This window comes from Candidatus Competibacteraceae bacterium, assembly GCA_016713505.1.
Classification (GTDB): Bacteria; Pseudomonadota; Gammaproteobacteria; order Competibacterales; family Competibacteraceae; genus Competibacter_A.
On sequence record JADJPA010000001.1, the window covers coordinates 1,546,815 to 1,562,456 of the forward strand.

The window sequence follows — 15,642 nt, forward strand, 5'->3', positions numbered from 1 at the left end:
CGATACTTGACACCGTGACGCCAATAATTCCGGCAAACGACCCGACGGGAATACGGTCTGTGAGTGGTGCATATCCGTTTATGCACGCCGCGGGTGTAAACATCTCGGCATCGGGTATAAGCGTCGGCCTCCTGAACCGGCAGCGCGACGGCGCCTCCGACTAAAAATGCTAGCAAACCAGCCTTGATGATTGCTTTCATTGATTATTTTCTCCGCATCAAAAGTTATAAAACGGCGAAAGGTCTTACAAGACCCCTATAATCATAGAACGAAAAAACTTTATGTATTCTGAATGATGATGTTCGGGAATTTGTGACTGTAATTTTTGGCCTGGAGCGACAGCCGCGCGGCGGCGCGCCGGGCGATTTCTCGATACAGGCCCGCAATACGGCTGTCCGGTTCGGCCACCACCGTCGGCTGGCCATTGTCGGTTTCCGCGCGGATGCGAATATCCAACGGCAGAGATCCGAGAAAAGGCACCTGATATTGCTCCGCCATGCGCTCTCCGCCGCCCTCGCCGAAGATATGTTCCTCGTGGCCGCATTGGGAGCAAACGTGGATGCTCATGTTTTCGACGATGCCGAGCACCGACACTTCGACCTTTTCGAACATTTTCAACCCCCGCCGCGCGTCCAGCAAGGCGATATCTTGCGGGGTGGTCACGATGATCGCGCCGCTGACCGGCACTTTCTGCGACAGGGTCAATTGGGTGTCGCCGGTGCCGGGCGGCAGGTCGATCACCAGATAATCTAAATCCCGCCAGCGCGTGTCGCGCAGCAACTGCTCCAGCGCTTGGGTCACCATCGGCCCGCGCCATACCATCGGCGTTTCCTCCTCGATCAGATAGCCGATCGACATGGACTGAATGCCGTGGCTGACCACCGGATTGAGCGACTTGCCGTCCGGCGATTCCGGCCGGTCGGTCGAGCCTAACATCCGCGGCTGGCTAGGACCGTAGATGTCGGCGTCCAGCAAGCCGACGACGGCGCCCTCGGCCCGCAGCGCCAGCGCCAGATTGACCGCCGTGGTGGATTTGCCGACCCCGCCCTTGCCGGAAGCTACGGCGATGATGTTCTTGACTCCCGGCAACGGCTTCAAGCCTTTTTGCACTTCGTGGGAAACGAGCTTGCTTTCGACCTTGATCGCAAGCTCCGAGATTCCGGGCAGCGCCGCCAGCCGCTCGCGCAGGGCCGCCGTCAGTGCGTCCCGGTAACCCGCCGCCGGAAAGCCCAGCTCGATGTCCAACTCCACGCGGGAACCGTCGATTCGAATCGCTTTGACGCATTTGGCGGCGATCAAATCCTGGTCCAGATACGGGTCTATATAGCCCTTGAGGGCGGTTTCCACATCGGCGCGCGTTACCGCGGTCATAATCGATTCCTCGTTGCTGGGAAGATGGGGGATTTTGGGATCCGGCTATCGCCTGGAGGGCGTCGGGATGACAGCGATACCGGAATGCTGCTAACGTAGCGGCCTTTCCGAGCGACCGCAACCCGTCCGTGCCATGAGCGACCCGATCACCCGCCGCATCCTCGTCACCAGCGCCTTGCCCTACGCCAACGGCCCGATCCATATCGGCCATTTGGTCGAATACATTCAGACCGACATCTGGGTCCGCTTTCAGAAACTGCGCGGCCATGATTGCACTTACGTGTGCGCCGACGATGCCCACGGCACCCCGATCATGTTGCGCGCCGAACAGGATGGCGTCACCCCGCAACAACTTATCGACCGCATCTGGCAAGAACACCGGAGCGATTTCGCCGATTTCCTGATCGAATTTGACAACTATTATTCGACCCACTCCCCGGAAAACCGCCATTATTCTGAACTGATTTACCGCCGGCTGGACGAAGCCGGCCACATCAGCCGTCGGGTCATCACCCAAGCCTACGACCCGGAAAAACAGATGTTCCTGCCGGATCGCTTCATCAAGGGCGAATGCCCGCGCTGCGGCGCGATGGATCAGTACGGCGACAGTTGCGAAAACTGCGGCGCGACCTACGCTCCGACCGACCTAAAAAATCCCCGCTCGGTGCTATCCGGCGCAACTCCGATCACCAAGGAGTCGCTGCATTTCTTTTTCAAGCTGGGCAATTTCGAAAAAATGCTGAAAGACTGGATCGGCGGCGGACCGATCCAGCCGCAGATGGCCAACAAGCTCGATGAATGGTTCACCGCTGGCTTGCAGGAGTGGGACATTTCCCGCGACACGCCCTACTGGGGTTTCGAAATCCCCGACGCGCCCGGCAAGTATTTTTACGTCTGGCTGGATGCGCCCATCGGCTACATGGCTAGTTTCCAAAATTACTGCGACCGCGCCGGCTTGCAATTCGACGACTTCTGGAAGCCCGACAGCAGCGCCGAGGTCTATCACTTCATCGGCAAGGACATCGCCTATTTTCACATTTTGTTCTGGCCGGCGGAGCTGACCGGCGCGGGCTTTCGCAAGCCGACGGCGGTGCATTGCCACGGCTTCCTGACCGTGGACGGCCAGAAGATGTCGAAATCGCGCGGCACCTTCATCAAGGCCCGCACTTTTCTCAATCACTTACGGCCGGAAGTGCTGCGCTATTACTTCGCCAGCAAGCTGAACGACGGCATCGACGATCTCGATCTGAATTTCGAGGATTTCGTGCAGCGGGTCAACAGCGATCTGGTCGGCAAGCTGGTCAACATCGCCAGCCGCTGCGCCGGCTTCATCAGCCGCCGCTTCGCGGGCCGCTTGGCCGAGCAGTTGGCGGAACCGGGGTTGTACGCGGAATTTGTCGCCGCCGGCGATTCCATCGCCCAAGCTTACGAAGGCCGGGAATTTGGCCGGGCCATGCGCGAGATCATGGCGCTGGCCGACCGCGCCAATCAGTACATCGACGAGAAAAAACCGTGGGCGCTGGCCAAACAGCCTGGCAACGAAACGGAGGTTCAGGCGGTGTGCGGCATGGGCCTCAATCTATTTCGCCTGTTGATGATCTATCTCAAACCCGTATTGCCGGGGGTCGCCACCGCGGTCGAACAGTTCCTGCACATTGCGCCGCTGCGCTGGACCGATTTAGAGAAACCGCTGTTGGACCACGCCATCGCCGAATTCAAGCCGCTGATGCAGAGAGTGGAAATGACGCAGATCAACGCCATGGTCGAGGAATCGAAGGAAGGTGCTGTCCCCGAGGCGGGAAGCATGAAGGTGGAACCGCTGACGGTCGATCCCATCGAACCGACCATCAGCATCGACGACTTCACCAAAGTCGATTTGCGCGTCGCGCGCATCGTCAAGGCCGAAGCCGTGGCCAGCGCCGACAAACTGGTGCGGCTGGAACTCGACCTCGGCGGTGAAACCCGCCAAGTGTTCGCCGGCATCAAGCCGGCTTATGCGCCGGAAGATTTACAGGGGCGGCTGACGGTGCTGGTCGCCAATCTGGCGCCGCGCAAGATGCGCTTTGGCGTCTCCGAAGGCATGATTCTGGCGGCGGGCGGCGCGGGCGGCATTTACCTACTCGCACCCGACAGCGGCGCGGAGCCGGGAATGCGCGTCAAATAATGATCTTGAAGCCGATTTGCTAATGTGCGCCCTTGCCCCAAAAAACGGTGTGGACGGTTTGCAGCAAGATGACGGTATCGAAGAAGATGCTGTAATTCTTGATGTAGTACAGATCGTACTCCAGCTTTTCGCGGGCGTCTTCCTCGGAAGCGCCGTAGGGAAAACAGATCTGCGCCCAACCGGTAATCCCCGGTTTCACCATGTGGCGCATGGTATAAAAGGGGAGTTTTTTCGCCAGTTCGGCAACGAACTGCGGTCGTTCGGGACGGGGACCGACGAAGCTCATGTCGCCGCGCAGCACGTTGAACAACTGGGGTAACTCATCAATGCGCGTATCACGCATGACCGCTCCGACTGGAGTAATTCGGCTGTCCCCCTGTTTGGCCCAGACCGCTTTGCCATCCTTCTCGGCATCCACCCGCATACTGCGGAATTTGATCACCTCGAACGAACGTCCGTTGAACCCGACTCGGGTTTGCCGGTACAAGATCGGGCCAGCAAATCTGGATTCCAGCCAAACCGCCAAAGCGGCGCACACCATCAACGGTGCCGCCAACGCCAGCAGCAAGGAACTGACCAGCAAGTCAAACAACCGCTTGACCATGCGGTTGACCAGCGCAACCTGGAAGCCGTCGGCAAAAATCAGATTGCTCGGCCGCAACGCATCAAGCTGGATTTTACCGGACTGGCGCTCGAAGAAGGTCAGAAACGTGCTGATCTGGATCCCATCAAACTTGCACTCCAGCACCTCATCGAGCGGAAAGCCTTTACGCCGGTCATCCATCGCCACCACGATTTCGTCGATCGACAGTTCTTCCGCCAGATCGCTCAGATTGCTGGTGACCTGGAGCATCCGAGCCCCCATTACCCGCGGTCTTTCATCTTCATGAACTTGAATGTAACCCACGATCGAAAATCCGGCATTTTTCTTATCCTGCAACTCCTCAAGCCGCGCCGCTTGTTGGCCCACACCCAGCACCAGCAACCGGCGATTGATCCTGGCGTCGCTTGAAACCCGGAAAAAAATGAACCGAAACAATACAATGCCGACAAATGCGATCCCAAACGCCAGGCTGAACGTGCCACGCGACAGATATAAATCGGGAACCAGATAATAGATAGCGGTCATCACGAACAAACCGATCATGAAACTGACGCCGACGCGTAGCAGCATATCGCTCTTGCCGTTCCAAAAATTCCGCTCGTATAACCCCATCGCGGTCATGATCGCACACATGACCAGCGTGAACACCAACGCACTCAAGATGAAGCTATCGAAAGGAGACACGATTCTTTCGTAACCCAATGCATCGTATAAGATCCGGCTAAAATAGAATGACCAAAATAAATGCAGCGACTCCACCAGCAATAAAGTCAACAACGATCGAGAAATATAATGTCTGAACAACCGCATCATGAGATTAACCGCCCGCGATAAATCGAAATTTTTGCAACAAAAAGGCGTCTATTGCCGACCAAGAACCCTTATAACGATAACCGTATAAAACATGTTATACCTAAATTCATAAGCTACAAATGCATCATTTTCAAGCTCTTTCCTCCTTTAAAACCTTCCCGCAACAAAATTCTGAACGGAGCATCAGCAATGTTTGACCTCGCTACCACGCGCATCGGCATTGTCGGCCTCGGCTATGTGGGCCTTCCCCTGGCGGTTGAATTCGGCAAGCATTTTCCAACATTTGGCTTCGATATCAACGAAAACCGAATTCGGGAGCTTCAGGCCGGAACCGACAGCACCCTGGAAGTACCCTCCGAGGAACTCAGTGAGTCCAGGCAACTGCGCTACACCCACCAAGCCAGGGACCTAGAAAGCTGCAACGTTTACATCGTTACGGTCCCCACGCCGGTGGACGATTATAAACGCCCGGATTTAGGTCCGCTAATCGGCGCTAGCACCACCGTCGGGCGCTTGTTGAAAGCGGGCGATGTAGCCATCTACGAATCCACCGTCTACCCCGGCGCCACCGAGGAAGTGTGTGTGCCGATCCTGGAAAAGCAGTCTGGGCTGCGATTCAACCAGGATTTCTTCGCCGGCTACAGCCCCGAACGCATCAACCCCGGCGACAAGGAACACCGCGTCACCACCATCCGCAAGGTCACCTCGGGTTCCACTCCCGAGGCCGCCGCGTTTGTGGACGCCCTGTACCGTCGCATCATCACCGCCGGCACTCACCAAGCCTCCAGTATCCGGGTGGCCGAAGCGGCGAAAGTGATCGAAAACACCCAGCGCGATGTCAATATCGCCTTGATCAACGAACTGGCGCTACTGTTTGATCGGCTGGGCATCGACACCGAGGAAGTGTTGCTGGCGGCCGGCTCGAAATGGAACTTCCTGCCGTTCCGGCCGGGGTTGGTCGGCGGTCACTGCATCGGTGTCGATCCCTATTATCTCACCCATAAAGCGCAGGAAATCGGCTACCACCCGGAAATGATTCTGGCTGGACGGCGCATCAACGACGGCATGGGCGCCCACGTGGCCGAGCGCGTCGTCAAATTGATGACTCAAAAACGCATCGCGGTGGTGGATGCCAACATCCTGGTATTGGGCTTGACCTTCAAGGAAAACTGCCCGGATTTGCGCAACACCCGCGTGGTGGATATCGTCCAGGAATTTCGCGACTACAACGCGCGGGTCGATGTCTACGATCCGTGGGTCGACGCCCATGAAGCCCAGCGCGAATACGGGATCGAGCCGGTCCGGGAACCGAAAGCCGGTCATTACGACGCCGTGATCCTGGCGGTCGCCCACCAGCAGTTTCGCGAGTTGGGCGTCGAACGCATCCGCCAGCTGGGCAAAGCCAATTCGGTGCTGTTCGACGTGAAATATCTTTTACCGGCCGCCGCCGTCGACGGACGACTGTAAGCGAGACACAGGAGCTATCATGAAAATCTTGGTCACCGGCAGCGCCGGGTTCATCGGGTCGACGCTAGTGCTGCGCCTGCTGGCGCGCGGCGATGAAGTCATCGGCCTCGACAATTTGAACGATTATTACGATGTTACGCTGAAGCAGGCGCGCTTGGCGCGCTTGCAAGCCCAGGCGGGCTTTCGCGAGGTACGAGCCAGCCTCGAAGATCGGGCAACCCTGAACGAAACCTTCGCCAAGCACCGGCCGCAGCGGGTGGTGAATCTGGCGGCTCAAGCCGGCGTGCGCTATTCCATTCAAAACCCCCATGCTTACGTCGATTCCAATGTGGTGGGCTTCGTCAATATCCTTGAAGCCTGCCGCCATCACGGCGTCGAGCATTTGGTCTACGCCTCGTCCAGTTCGGTCTATGGGGCCAACACCAAGATGCCGTTCTCGGTCCACGACAACGTGGATCATCCGGTCAGCCTGTATGCCGCCACCAAGAAAGCCAATGAGTTGATGGCCCACACCTACAGCCATTTGTACGGCCTGCCGACCACGGGTTTGCGCTTTTTCACCGTCTACGGTCCTTGGGGCCGGCCGGACATGGCGCTGTTTCTGTTCACCCGCAGCATCCTGGCCAATGAACCGATCGACGTCTTCAACTACGGCCACCACCGGCGGGATTTCACCTATATCGACGATATCGTCGAGGGCGTGGTGCGGGTCATGGATCAAGTGGCGGCGCCGAACCCGGATTGGTCGGGCGACGCGCCGGATTCCGCCACCAGCCTATCGCCTTACCGGCTGTACAACATCGGCAGCAACCGGCCGATCGAACTGATGCGCTATATCGAAGTCCTCGAAGACTGTCTGGGGCGCAAGGCGACCAAGAACCTGTTGCCGATGCAGGCCGGCGACGTGCCGGACACCTACGCCGATGTCGATGCGCTGGTGCGCGATGTCGGCTACCGACCCGATACGCCCATCGAGGAGGGCGTGGCGCGTTTTGTGAAGTGGTATCGGGACTATTATCGGCTTTAGGACGCTTCCAGGCGCTTCCAGACGCATTGCCCGCCGCTGCTTTTTTCCAACAGCTCCAGATAGCGGGCGTGCGCCGCCGCTTCCTCGGCGTCGGCGCGCAGCACCGCCAGCGCCGGACGGTTTCGCAGCGCCCGCGTTTCCCGCACCTCGCCGCCTGGCGCCAAGGCCGGCGCGTTGCCGCTGTCCCGCTCGAACATGGAGCTTTGCTGGCGGGTCATCGCCAGGTAAAGGTCCGCCAAAATCTCCGCGTCCAGCAACGCGCCGTGCAGGGTCCGCTGAGAATTGTCGATGTTATAGCGCTTGCACAGCGCATCCAGGCTGTTGCGCTGGCCAGGATGGCGCTGGCGCGCTAGCAGCAGGGTGTCTTCGACCGCGCAAAGCCGTTCGAGCACGATCTGGCCGCGCCCGCACAACCGGAGCTCGTGGTTGAGAAAGCCGAGATCGAAGGGCGCGTTATGAATGATGAGTTCGGCATCGCGGACGAAATCGAGCAACGCCTCGACGATTTCGGGAAAGCGCGGTTCGTCGGTCAACCGTTGGTTGGTGATGCCGTGGACCCGCACCGCTTCGGCGTCGATCAGGCGATCCGGTTGTAAATAGGTGTGAAACCGCCGCTCGGTATGGCGGCGATTGACCAGTTCGACGCAACCGATTTCGATGATTCGGTGCCCTTGAGCGGGATCGAGGCCGGTGGTTTCGGTATCGAGGACGATTTGGCGGGCGCGCATGTCGGGTTACCGTTCAGGTTGTCAGGGGATCGGCTGAAGGGATCGCCGCTCTGGCGAGTTGGTCCACCCGTTCGTTTTCGGGATGGCCGCTGTGGCCGCGCACCCATTCCCATTGGAGCTGATGGGGCGCTGCCGCGGCTTCTAGCCGCTGCCAGAGCTCGACGTTTTTGACCGGTTGGCGGTCGGCGGTTTTCCAGCCGCGCCGTTTCCAAGCCGCCAGCCATTCGGTCACGCCTTTCATGACGTATTGGCTGTCGGTCACGATCCGCACCCGCGCCGGCCGTTTCAACGCCTCCAGGCCGTTGATGGCCGCCAGCAGTTCCATCCGGTTATTGGTGGTCGCCGCCTCGCTGCCGGACAGTTCCTTCTCATGCTCTCGATAACGCAACAGCGCGCCCCAACCGCCGGGGCCGGGGTTGCCGGAACAGGCTCCATCGGTGAACAGCAGCACCCAATCGTCGGAATCGCCCATCTCAGGTGGCCACCACGCCGTCGCCTACGGTTTCCAAATTGAGCGCCGCCGCCAGCAACGCTTGCGTGTAGGGATGTTGGGGCGCTTCGAACACCCGGCGGGCGGGACCGGCTTCGATCACCCGACCGCTTTTCATCACCAGGAGATGATTGGCCAGCGCCCGCACCACCCGCAGATCGTGACTGATGAACAGATAAGCCAGCCGGTAACGGCGTTGCAAGTCGCGCAGCAGGTCGACGATTTGCGCCTGCACCGACACATCCAGCGCGCTGGTCGGTTCATCGAGCACCAGCAGGCGCGGCTTCAGCGCCAAGGCGCGGGCGATGGCGATACGCTGGCGCTGGCCGCCGGAAAACTCGTGCGGATAGCGATCCTGAGCGGCAGGGTCCAGTCCCACTTCCTCCAAGGTCTGCGCGATACGGGCGCGACGGGTGGCGCGATCACCGGCCAACCCATGCACCAACAACCCTTCCTCAACGATTTCACCCACCGACAAGCGCGGGCTGAGCGAGCCGAAGGGATCTTGGAAGACGATCTGCATCCCTTTACGCAGCGGCCGCAGCGTCTTGTTCGGTAGCCCATCAATGCGTTGCCCCCCGAAGCGGACCGCGCCTTCGCTGGACAGCAGCCGCAGCAGCGCCAACCCCAAGGTGGTCTTGCCGGAGCCGCTTTCTCCGACCACGCCGAGCGTCTGCCCTTCCCGCACGCTGGCGCTGACGCCATCCACCGCCTTCACGTAATCGGCCACCCGGCCCAGCAGGCCGCGCTTGAGCGGAAACCAGACTTTCAATCCCTCGCCGGCGATCACTTCCGGCGCGTCGGCCACTTCCGGCGGCGGTTCGCCCTTGGGTTCGGCGGCCAACAACTGCCGGGTGTAGGAATGCCGGGGGTTGGCGAAAATTTCCGCAACCGCGCCCGTTTCCACCACTTCGCCGGCGCGCAGCACGCAGACCCGGTCCGCGAGCCGGCGCACGATGCCGAGATCGTGGGTGATGAACAGAATCGCCATTCCCAATTTGGCTTGCAAGCCTTCAAGCAATTTTAAAATTTGCGCCTGAATGGTCACGTCGAGCGCCGTGGTCGGCTCGTCGGCGATCAGGATATCGGGGTCGTTGGCCAGCGCCATGGCGATCATCACCCGCTGGCGCTGGCCGCCGGACAGTTCGTGCGGCAGGGCGTTAAGGCGCTGGGCGGCGTCGGGCAAGCCCACCAGCTCCAGCAACGCCAGTATCCGCGCCCGCAGCGCATCCCCGCGCAAACCCTTGTGCAATTCCAGGGTCTCGCCGACCTGTCGCTCGATGGAATGCAGCGGGTTGAGCGAGGTCATCGGTTCCTGGAACACCATGGCGATCTGAGCGCCGCGAATCTTTCGCATCCGCTCCGGCGCTGCGTCCAGCAATTCCTGGCCGCGCAAGCGGATGCTGCCGCTGGGATGGCGGGCGTGCGGGTACGGTAACAATTGCAGGATCGACAGCGCCGTTACCGATTTGCCGGAGCCGCTTTCCCCCACTAACGCCAGCGTCTCGCCGCGGTTCAAAGCGAACGAAATCCGTTTGACGGCCGGCGCCGCGCCGAAGGAAACCGCTAAATCGCGGATTTCAAGCAGCGGGACGCCTTCAGAGATCTCGACGCTCATCATGGCTCCTGTGGGTGGTGGGTGGATCGTTCGTTACGGCGGCGTTCGAAACGATATTGCTGGGGGATGCCGACAAGGCGTCTAGGCGCGCGGTCCGTTCCGAGGGCGGCAATTGCCCGATGGCTTCGACCGCTCGATAGAACGCCACAAAATTCTGCCCCTCGTGTTCGTACAACGCCAAAAACGCCGGGACCCAACGATAATAGGTGCTGTTGCCGGCCAACTTGGCGTTGTTGAGATCGCGGTCAAACCAGCGGTCGTAACCGGAATAGCCGCCCCATTGCTGTTTCAATTGCTGGTAGCCGTCGCGCAAGGCCGTCAAAATGCGTTGCTTGTCGGCGCGCTTCTCGGCATCGGGCCGGGCCGAAGCATACAACACCGTCAATTGCTCGCGGGCCGTCGCCGTCAGCCGCAAAAAATCCTCGCGGCGCTGGCCATCGGCCGCATAATCTTCCCGTTCGCGCGCCGTCCCCTGCTGCTTCAGCCACCGCTCCGCCCCCAGCCGGCCGACGGCGGTCGCGAAGGCTTCGTTGAACGCCGTGTCTCCGGAAACATACAGCCGCTGATGGGAGAGTTCGTGAAACATCAGCTCCGCCAAACGACCCGCCGGCCACGCAATGAAGGTGTTCAGCAGCGGATCGTCGAACCAGCCCAAGGTCGAGTAGGCTGGAATATCGGCGACATACACATCATCACCGGCCGCGCGCAGGTCGGCGGCCAAGCCTTGCGCGGCGGCGGCGTCAAAATAACCCCGATAGCTCATACAGCCGACCGCCGGATAACACCAGCGCCGGGGTTCCAGCGACAGCTCGGGCGCGGCGAACACGTTCTTAACGGCGTGCGGTCGCCGGAGGTCGGCATAATCCCGATAGCTGCCGTTTTCCGGCAAGCCCAGCTCGCCGCTGGCGAAGGCGCGCAGCGCTTGCGCCCCTTCCAACCGTCGCCGCAACTCCGGCGCGGTCGCGGGATCGGCCAACACCTCGGCCACGGGCCGGCGCGCGTGCAGCAGTTCGAGCTGCCCCGCCGCCGCTTGGCGATAATAAGCCAGTTCGGCACAGCCAGACAGGCTCAGCGCGAAGCCAGGTAACATTAAAAACCGCCAGAAAGCACGCCGCATCGCTCAAAACCGTCTAAGGTTTATCAACCGGCCAGGGCGTTCGCCCATAACCCGACCGGCGTTTGAGGCAACCCACGATCGAAGTTGGATAATGGATACCAGCCCCTTGGCAATCTATCTAGTCGGCGGCGCGGTGCGCGACGAGCTACTCGGTCTTCCCGTCAAGGAACGGGACTGGGTGGTGGTCGGCGCGACCCCGGCCGACTTGCTGGCGCGCGACTTCCACCCGGTCGGCAAGGATTTCCCGGTGTTCCTGCACCCGCAAACCCGCGAGGAATACGCGCTCGCTCGCACCGAACGCAAGACCGCGCCCGGCTATCATGGCTTCGACGTTCAGGCCGGCTCCGGCGTGACGCTGGAAGACGACCTGCACCGGCGCGATCTCACCATCAACGCCATGGCCCGCGACGCCGGGGGCCGCCTGATCGACCCCTATCACGGCCGGCGCGATCTGGAAGGGCGCTGGCTGCGCCACATTTCGCCGGCCTTTGCCGAAGACCCGGTGCGGATTCTGCGGCTGGCCCGCTTCAGCGCCCGCTACGCCACGCTCGGCTTTCGGATAGCGCCGGAAACGCTGGCCCTGGCGCGCGAGATGGTCGCCAGCGGCGAAGCCGACGCGCTGGTGCCGGAACGAGTTTGGGCGGAAACCGTGCGCGCCCTCGGCGAAGCTCGGCCCGAACAATTTTTCGAAACCTTGCGGGTCTGCGACGCCCTAGCGCGGATTTTCCCGGAAATCGACCGGCTGTTCGGCGTCCCGCAACCCCCCGCTCACCATCCCGAAATCGACACCGGCGTCCATACCCTGATGGCGCTGGCGCAGTCGGTTCGCTTGCAAGCCGACGTGGTGACCCGGTTCGCGGTGCTGGTGCACGATCTGGGCAAGGGTACTACCCCGCCACAGGAATGGCCGCGCCATCTCGATCACGAACGGCGCGGCGCTGATCTGGTGCGCGGCCTGTGCCAGCGGCTGCGCATTCCCAACATGTTCCGGGAACTGGGGGTGCTGACCGCCCGCTATCACACCCACTGTCACCGCGCGCTGAGCTTGCGCCCGAAAACCTTGCTCAAAACTCTACTGGGAGTGGACGCCTTACGCAAACCGCAGCGCTTCGCGCACTTCTTGCTGGCGTGCGAGGCGGACGCGCGCGGGCGCGCCGGCCTGGAAAATCGGCCCTATCCGCAACCGATGCTGTTGGCGCAAGTCCAACGAGCCGCCGCCGCCGTCAGCGCGCGTCCCTTGGTGGCGCAAGGACTCTCGGGCCTGGCGCTGGCGGCGGCGCTGCAAGACGCCAGATTGGCCGCGATCACCGAGGCGAAGCAGACCTTCGAGGGCGCATTTCGCGCCCTCGCCAAACACTGACGGTCCCGTTCAGCTATTGATCTTGTGCAAGGCGCGGCCGTGAACGGACAAAGCCGCTTCATGCAAGGCTTCATATAAGGTCGGATGGCCGTGGATGGTCCGGGCCAGATCCTCGCTGCTGGCGTGGAACTCCATGGCCAGCACCGCTTCCTGCACCAGTTCGGAGGCGAACGGGCCGATGATGTGGCACCCCAACAGTGTGTCGGTTTCGGCATGGGCCAAGATCTTGACGAGGCCGGCAGCCGCTTCCATGGCTTTGGCGCGACCGTTGGCGGCAAAGGGAAAGCTGCCGAGTTTATAGGGAATGCCCTCGGTCTTGAGCGCCTGTTCGGTTTTACCCACCCAGGCGATTTCGGGATTGGTGTAGATCACCCAGGGAATGGCGTCGTAATTCAGATGGCCGTGCTGGCCGGCGATGTTCTCGGCCACCATGATGCCTTCCTCCGACCCCTTGTGCGCCAGCATCGGCCCGCGCACCACGTCGCCGATGGCGTACACGCCCGGCAGATTAGCCTCGCAAGCATCATTGACGTGGATGTAGCTCCGCTCGTCGAGCAACAGCCCGGCCTCGGGAGCGGCGACATTATCGGTGTTCGGTCGCCGGCCGACCGACACCAGCAATTTCTCGAAGGTGATCTCGTGATCGCCGGTTTTGTCCCGGAATTGCACCTTGACGCCGGCCGCGGTTTTCTCGGTTCCCATGACCCGCGCGCCCAAGCGGATCTCCAGGCCCTGCTTCTTGAACTGGCGCAAGGCTTCCCGAGCGATCTGCTGATCGGCCAGGGCCAGAAAATCCTCGACCGCTTCCAGCATGATCACCTTGGAACCCAACCGGCTCCAGACGCTGCCCAACTCCAGGCCGATCACGCCCGCGCCGATCACCCCCAAGGTCGCGGGGACAGTGCGAAAATCCAGCGCGCCGGTCGAATCGACGATCAAGCCCTCGGCGTTGTCCACCGGCGCGGCATCGATATCGATCGGTTTGGAGCCGGTGGCGATAATCACCTGATCGGCCGTGACCACCTCGACCGAGCCGTCCCGGGCGGTGATCTCGACTTGGCGTTCCGCCAGCAACTTGCCGTGACCTTGCAACCATTCGACGCCGTTACCCTCGAACAGCGTGCTGATCCCGTTGGTCAGTTGCAAAACGATATCATTCTTGCGCGCCATCATTTTGTCGAGATCCAAGCGGACGCCCTCGACCTGAATGCCGTGCGCGTCCAAGCCGTGCCGCAAGCGATGGTATTGTTCGGAGGATTCGAGCAGGGTCTTGGAGGGAATGCAGCCTACGTTCAGACAGGTGCCGCCCAAGGCTGGATTGCCCTTGAAATTGATCCATTCCTCCACGCAGGCGGTTTCCAGGCCGAGCTGCGCGCAACGGATCGCCGCCACGTAGCCGGCCGGGCCACCCCCGATGACGACGACATCATAAGTCTTTGCCATGCTTCCCCCGAATGCCAGTGAGTGTTCGTAATCATGAAATCGAAATAGCGAGACGCCGCCGCGGATGGCCGCGACGGCTTAGCCCGACGCCGGTCAGCGAAGACCGCAAGAAACCGCTGCCCGCCTTCGGACCCGCGCCGGAACCGCCTAGACTTGCAACACCAGACGGGCCGGATCTTCGATGCAGTCCTTGACGGTCACCAGGAAGGTCACGGCCTCGCGGCCGTCGATGATGCGGTGGTCGTAGGAATGCGCCACGTACATCATCGGCCGAACCACGACCTGGCCGTTTTCCGCCACCGGTCGGTCCTTGGTGGCGTGCATCCCCAAAATGCCGCTCTGCGGCGGGTTGAGGATCGGCGTCGACATCAGCGAGCCGAACACGCCGCCGTTGGTGATGGTGAAGGTGCCGCCGGTCATTTCCTCGACCGTCAAAGTGCCTTCCTTGGCCTTCTTACCGAACTCACCGATGGTTTTTTCGATATCGGCCAAACTCATTTGGTCGACATCGCGCATGATCGGGACCACCAGACCGCGCGGTGAGGATACGGCGATGCCGATATCGTAGTACCCGTGATAAACGATGTCGGTGCCGTCGATGGAAGCGTTCACCGCCGGATAGCGCTTGAGCGCCTCGATCACCGCCTTGACGAAAAACCCCATGAACCCCAGCCGCACCCCATATTTCTTTTCGAAGTCGTCCTTGTAGCGGTTGCGCAAATCCATCACCGGCTTCATGTTGATTTCGTTGAAGGTGGTCAACATGGCGGTATTGTTCTTGGCCAGCAGCAGCCGTTCGGCGATGCGGGCGCGCAGCCGGGTCATCGGCACCCGCTGTTCGAGCCGGCCTTGGGCGTCGGGCGCCAGCGGCGCGCTGACCGACGACGCCGTTGCCGCCGGAGCCGCCCGCGCCGCTGCCGGAGCGGCGGGCGCCGGCGGCGCGGCCACCGGCTGGGCCGGTTGCCCGCCTTCGAGAAACGCCAGCACATCGGCCTTGGTCACCCGGCCGCCGCGCCCGCTGCCCGCCACCTTGGCGATATCCAAGCCGTGCTCGGCGGCCAAGCGCCGCACCGCCGGACTCAGCCCATCAAGATCGGCCTCGGTCACCGGTTGCGCGGCGGAAACGGCCGGCGCGGCCGCGGGCGCTCCCGCCGCCGGCGCCGGCGCCGCGGTCTGACCGGCCGCGCCCTCCAGCAGCGTGGCGATCACCTCGCCGGTGGTCACGATTTCACCTTCCTGCCGCAAAATCTCGCCGAGCACGCCATCGGCGGGCGCGGGAATGTCCAGCACCACCTTGTCGGTTTCCAAATCCACCAGGTTTTCCCCCCGCTTCACCGCCTCCCCCGGCTGTTTCTTCCAATTGACGAGCGTGCCGTCGGAGACGGATTCGGGCAGGGAAGGCACTTTCACTTCGATGGTCATCTTCTTTATTCCCTTCGG

At 61.4% G+C, this 15,642-nt stretch carries 12 protein-coding genes; 4 read left to right on the plus strand and 8 right to left on the minus strand.

Annotation, left to right across the window (positions count from 1 at the left end; all coding sequences use genetic code 11):
- Nucleotides 1–279: 279 nt before the first annotated feature.
- Nucleotides 280–1,371 carry an iron-sulfur cluster carrier protein ApbC gene (gene apbC / locus IPK09_07065; GenBank protein MBK7983373.1) on the minus strand — a complete coding sequence of 364 codons (1,092 nt, stop codon included), beginning with the start codon at nt 1,369–1,371 and terminating at the stop codon, nt 280–282.
- A gap of 133 nt (nt 1,372–1,504) precedes the next feature.
- On the opposite strand from apbC, the gene metG reads away from it, so the two are divergent.
- Nucleotides 1,505–3,535, plus strand: coding sequence for a methionine--tRNA ligase (metG, locus tag IPK09_07070; GenBank protein ID MBK7983374.1), 2,031 nt, complete (start codon nt 1,505–1,507; stop codon nt 3,533–3,535).
- A gap of 19 nt (nt 3,536–3,554) precedes the next feature.
- Here metG and IPK09_07075 read toward each other — a convergent pair whose 3' ends face one another.
- Nucleotides 3,555–4,913 carry a TIGR03013 family PEP-CTERM/XrtA system glycosyltransferase gene (locus IPK09_07075; GenBank protein ID MBK7983375.1) on the minus strand — a complete coding sequence of 453 codons (1,359 nt, stop codon included), beginning with the start codon at nt 4,911–4,913 and terminating at the stop codon, nt 3,555–3,557.
- Nucleotides 4,914–5,141: 228 nt separating this feature from the next.
- On the opposite strand from IPK09_07075, the gene tviB reads away from it, so the two are divergent.
- Nucleotides 5,142–6,419 carry a Vi polysaccharide biosynthesis UDP-N-acetylglucosamine C-6 dehydrogenase TviB gene (gene tviB / locus IPK09_07080; protein MBK7983376.1) on the plus strand — a complete coding sequence of 426 codons (1,278 nt, stop codon included), beginning with the start codon at nt 5,142–5,144 and terminating at the stop codon, nt 6,417–6,419.
- 19 nt (nt 6,420–6,438) lie between these two features.
- Nucleotides 6,439–7,446 (plus strand): NAD-dependent epimerase, encoded by a 1,008-nt coding sequence (locus IPK09_07085; GenBank protein ID MBK7983377.1) that lies wholly within the window; start codon nt 6,439–6,441, stop codon nt 7,444–7,446.
- Here the strand turns inward: IPK09_07085 and dnaQ are convergent.
- Genes dnaQ through IPK09_07105 form a run of 4 tightly spaced genes read right to left on the minus strand, consistent with a single transcriptional unit; the run spans nt 7,443 to nt 11,399 of the window.
- Nucleotides 7,443–8,174 carry a DNA polymerase III subunit epsilon gene (gene dnaQ / locus IPK09_07090; GenBank protein MBK7983378.1) on the minus strand — a complete coding sequence of 244 codons (732 nt, stop codon included), beginning with the start codon at nt 8,172–8,174 and terminating at the stop codon, nt 7,443–7,445. The two genes, IPK09_07085 and dnaQ, sit on opposite strands and share 4 nt — an antisense overlap.
- Before the next feature lie 13 nt (nt 8,175–8,187).
- Nucleotides 8,188–8,646, minus strand: a complete 459-nt coding sequence (rnhA, locus tag IPK09_07095) for a ribonuclease HI (GenBank protein MBK7983379.1) — start codon at nt 8,644–8,646, stop codon at nt 8,188–8,190.
- A gap of 1 nt (nt 8,647) precedes the next feature.
- Nucleotides 8,648–10,282 carry an ABC transporter ATP-binding protein gene (locus IPK09_07100; protein MBK7983380.1) on the minus strand — a complete coding sequence of 545 codons (1,635 nt, stop codon included), beginning with the start codon at nt 10,280–10,282 and terminating at the stop codon, nt 8,648–8,650.
- A complete protein-coding gene (locus tag IPK09_07105) occupies nt 10,263–11,399 on the minus strand; it encodes an aminopeptidase (protein MBK7983381.1) in 1,137 nt (378 codons plus the stop codon). The genes IPK09_07100 and IPK09_07105 overlap by 20 nt, the downstream gene beginning before the upstream one ends.
- Nucleotides 11,400–11,505: 106 nt before the next feature.
- Here IPK09_07105 and IPK09_07110 point away from each other — a divergent pair, with 106 nt between their 5' ends.
- Nucleotides 11,506–12,759 (plus strand): multifunctional CCA addition/repair protein, encoded by a 1,254-nt coding sequence (locus IPK09_07110; GenBank protein MBK7983382.1) that lies wholly within the window; start codon nt 11,506–11,508, stop codon nt 12,757–12,759.
- Nucleotides 12,760–12,768: 9 nt separating this feature from the next.
- Here the strand turns inward: IPK09_07110 and lpdA are convergent, their stop codons facing one another.
- Both lpdA and odhB read right to left on the minus strand, forming a co-directional pair.
- The gene (gene lpdA / locus IPK09_07115; GenBank protein MBK7983383.1) at nt 12,769–14,202 is read right to left on the minus strand and encodes a dihydrolipoyl dehydrogenase; all 1,434 of its coding nucleotides are present in this window, start codon (nt 14,200–14,202) and stop codon (nt 12,769–12,771) included.
- Between the two features lie 147 nt (nt 14,203–14,349).
- A complete protein-coding gene (gene odhB, locus IPK09_07120; protein MBK7983384.1) occupies nt 14,350–15,624 on the minus strand; it encodes a 2-oxoglutarate dehydrogenase complex dihydrolipoyllysine-residue succinyltransferase in 1,275 nt (424 codons plus the stop codon).
- Between the last annotated feature and the right edge of the window lie 18 nt (nt 15,625–15,642).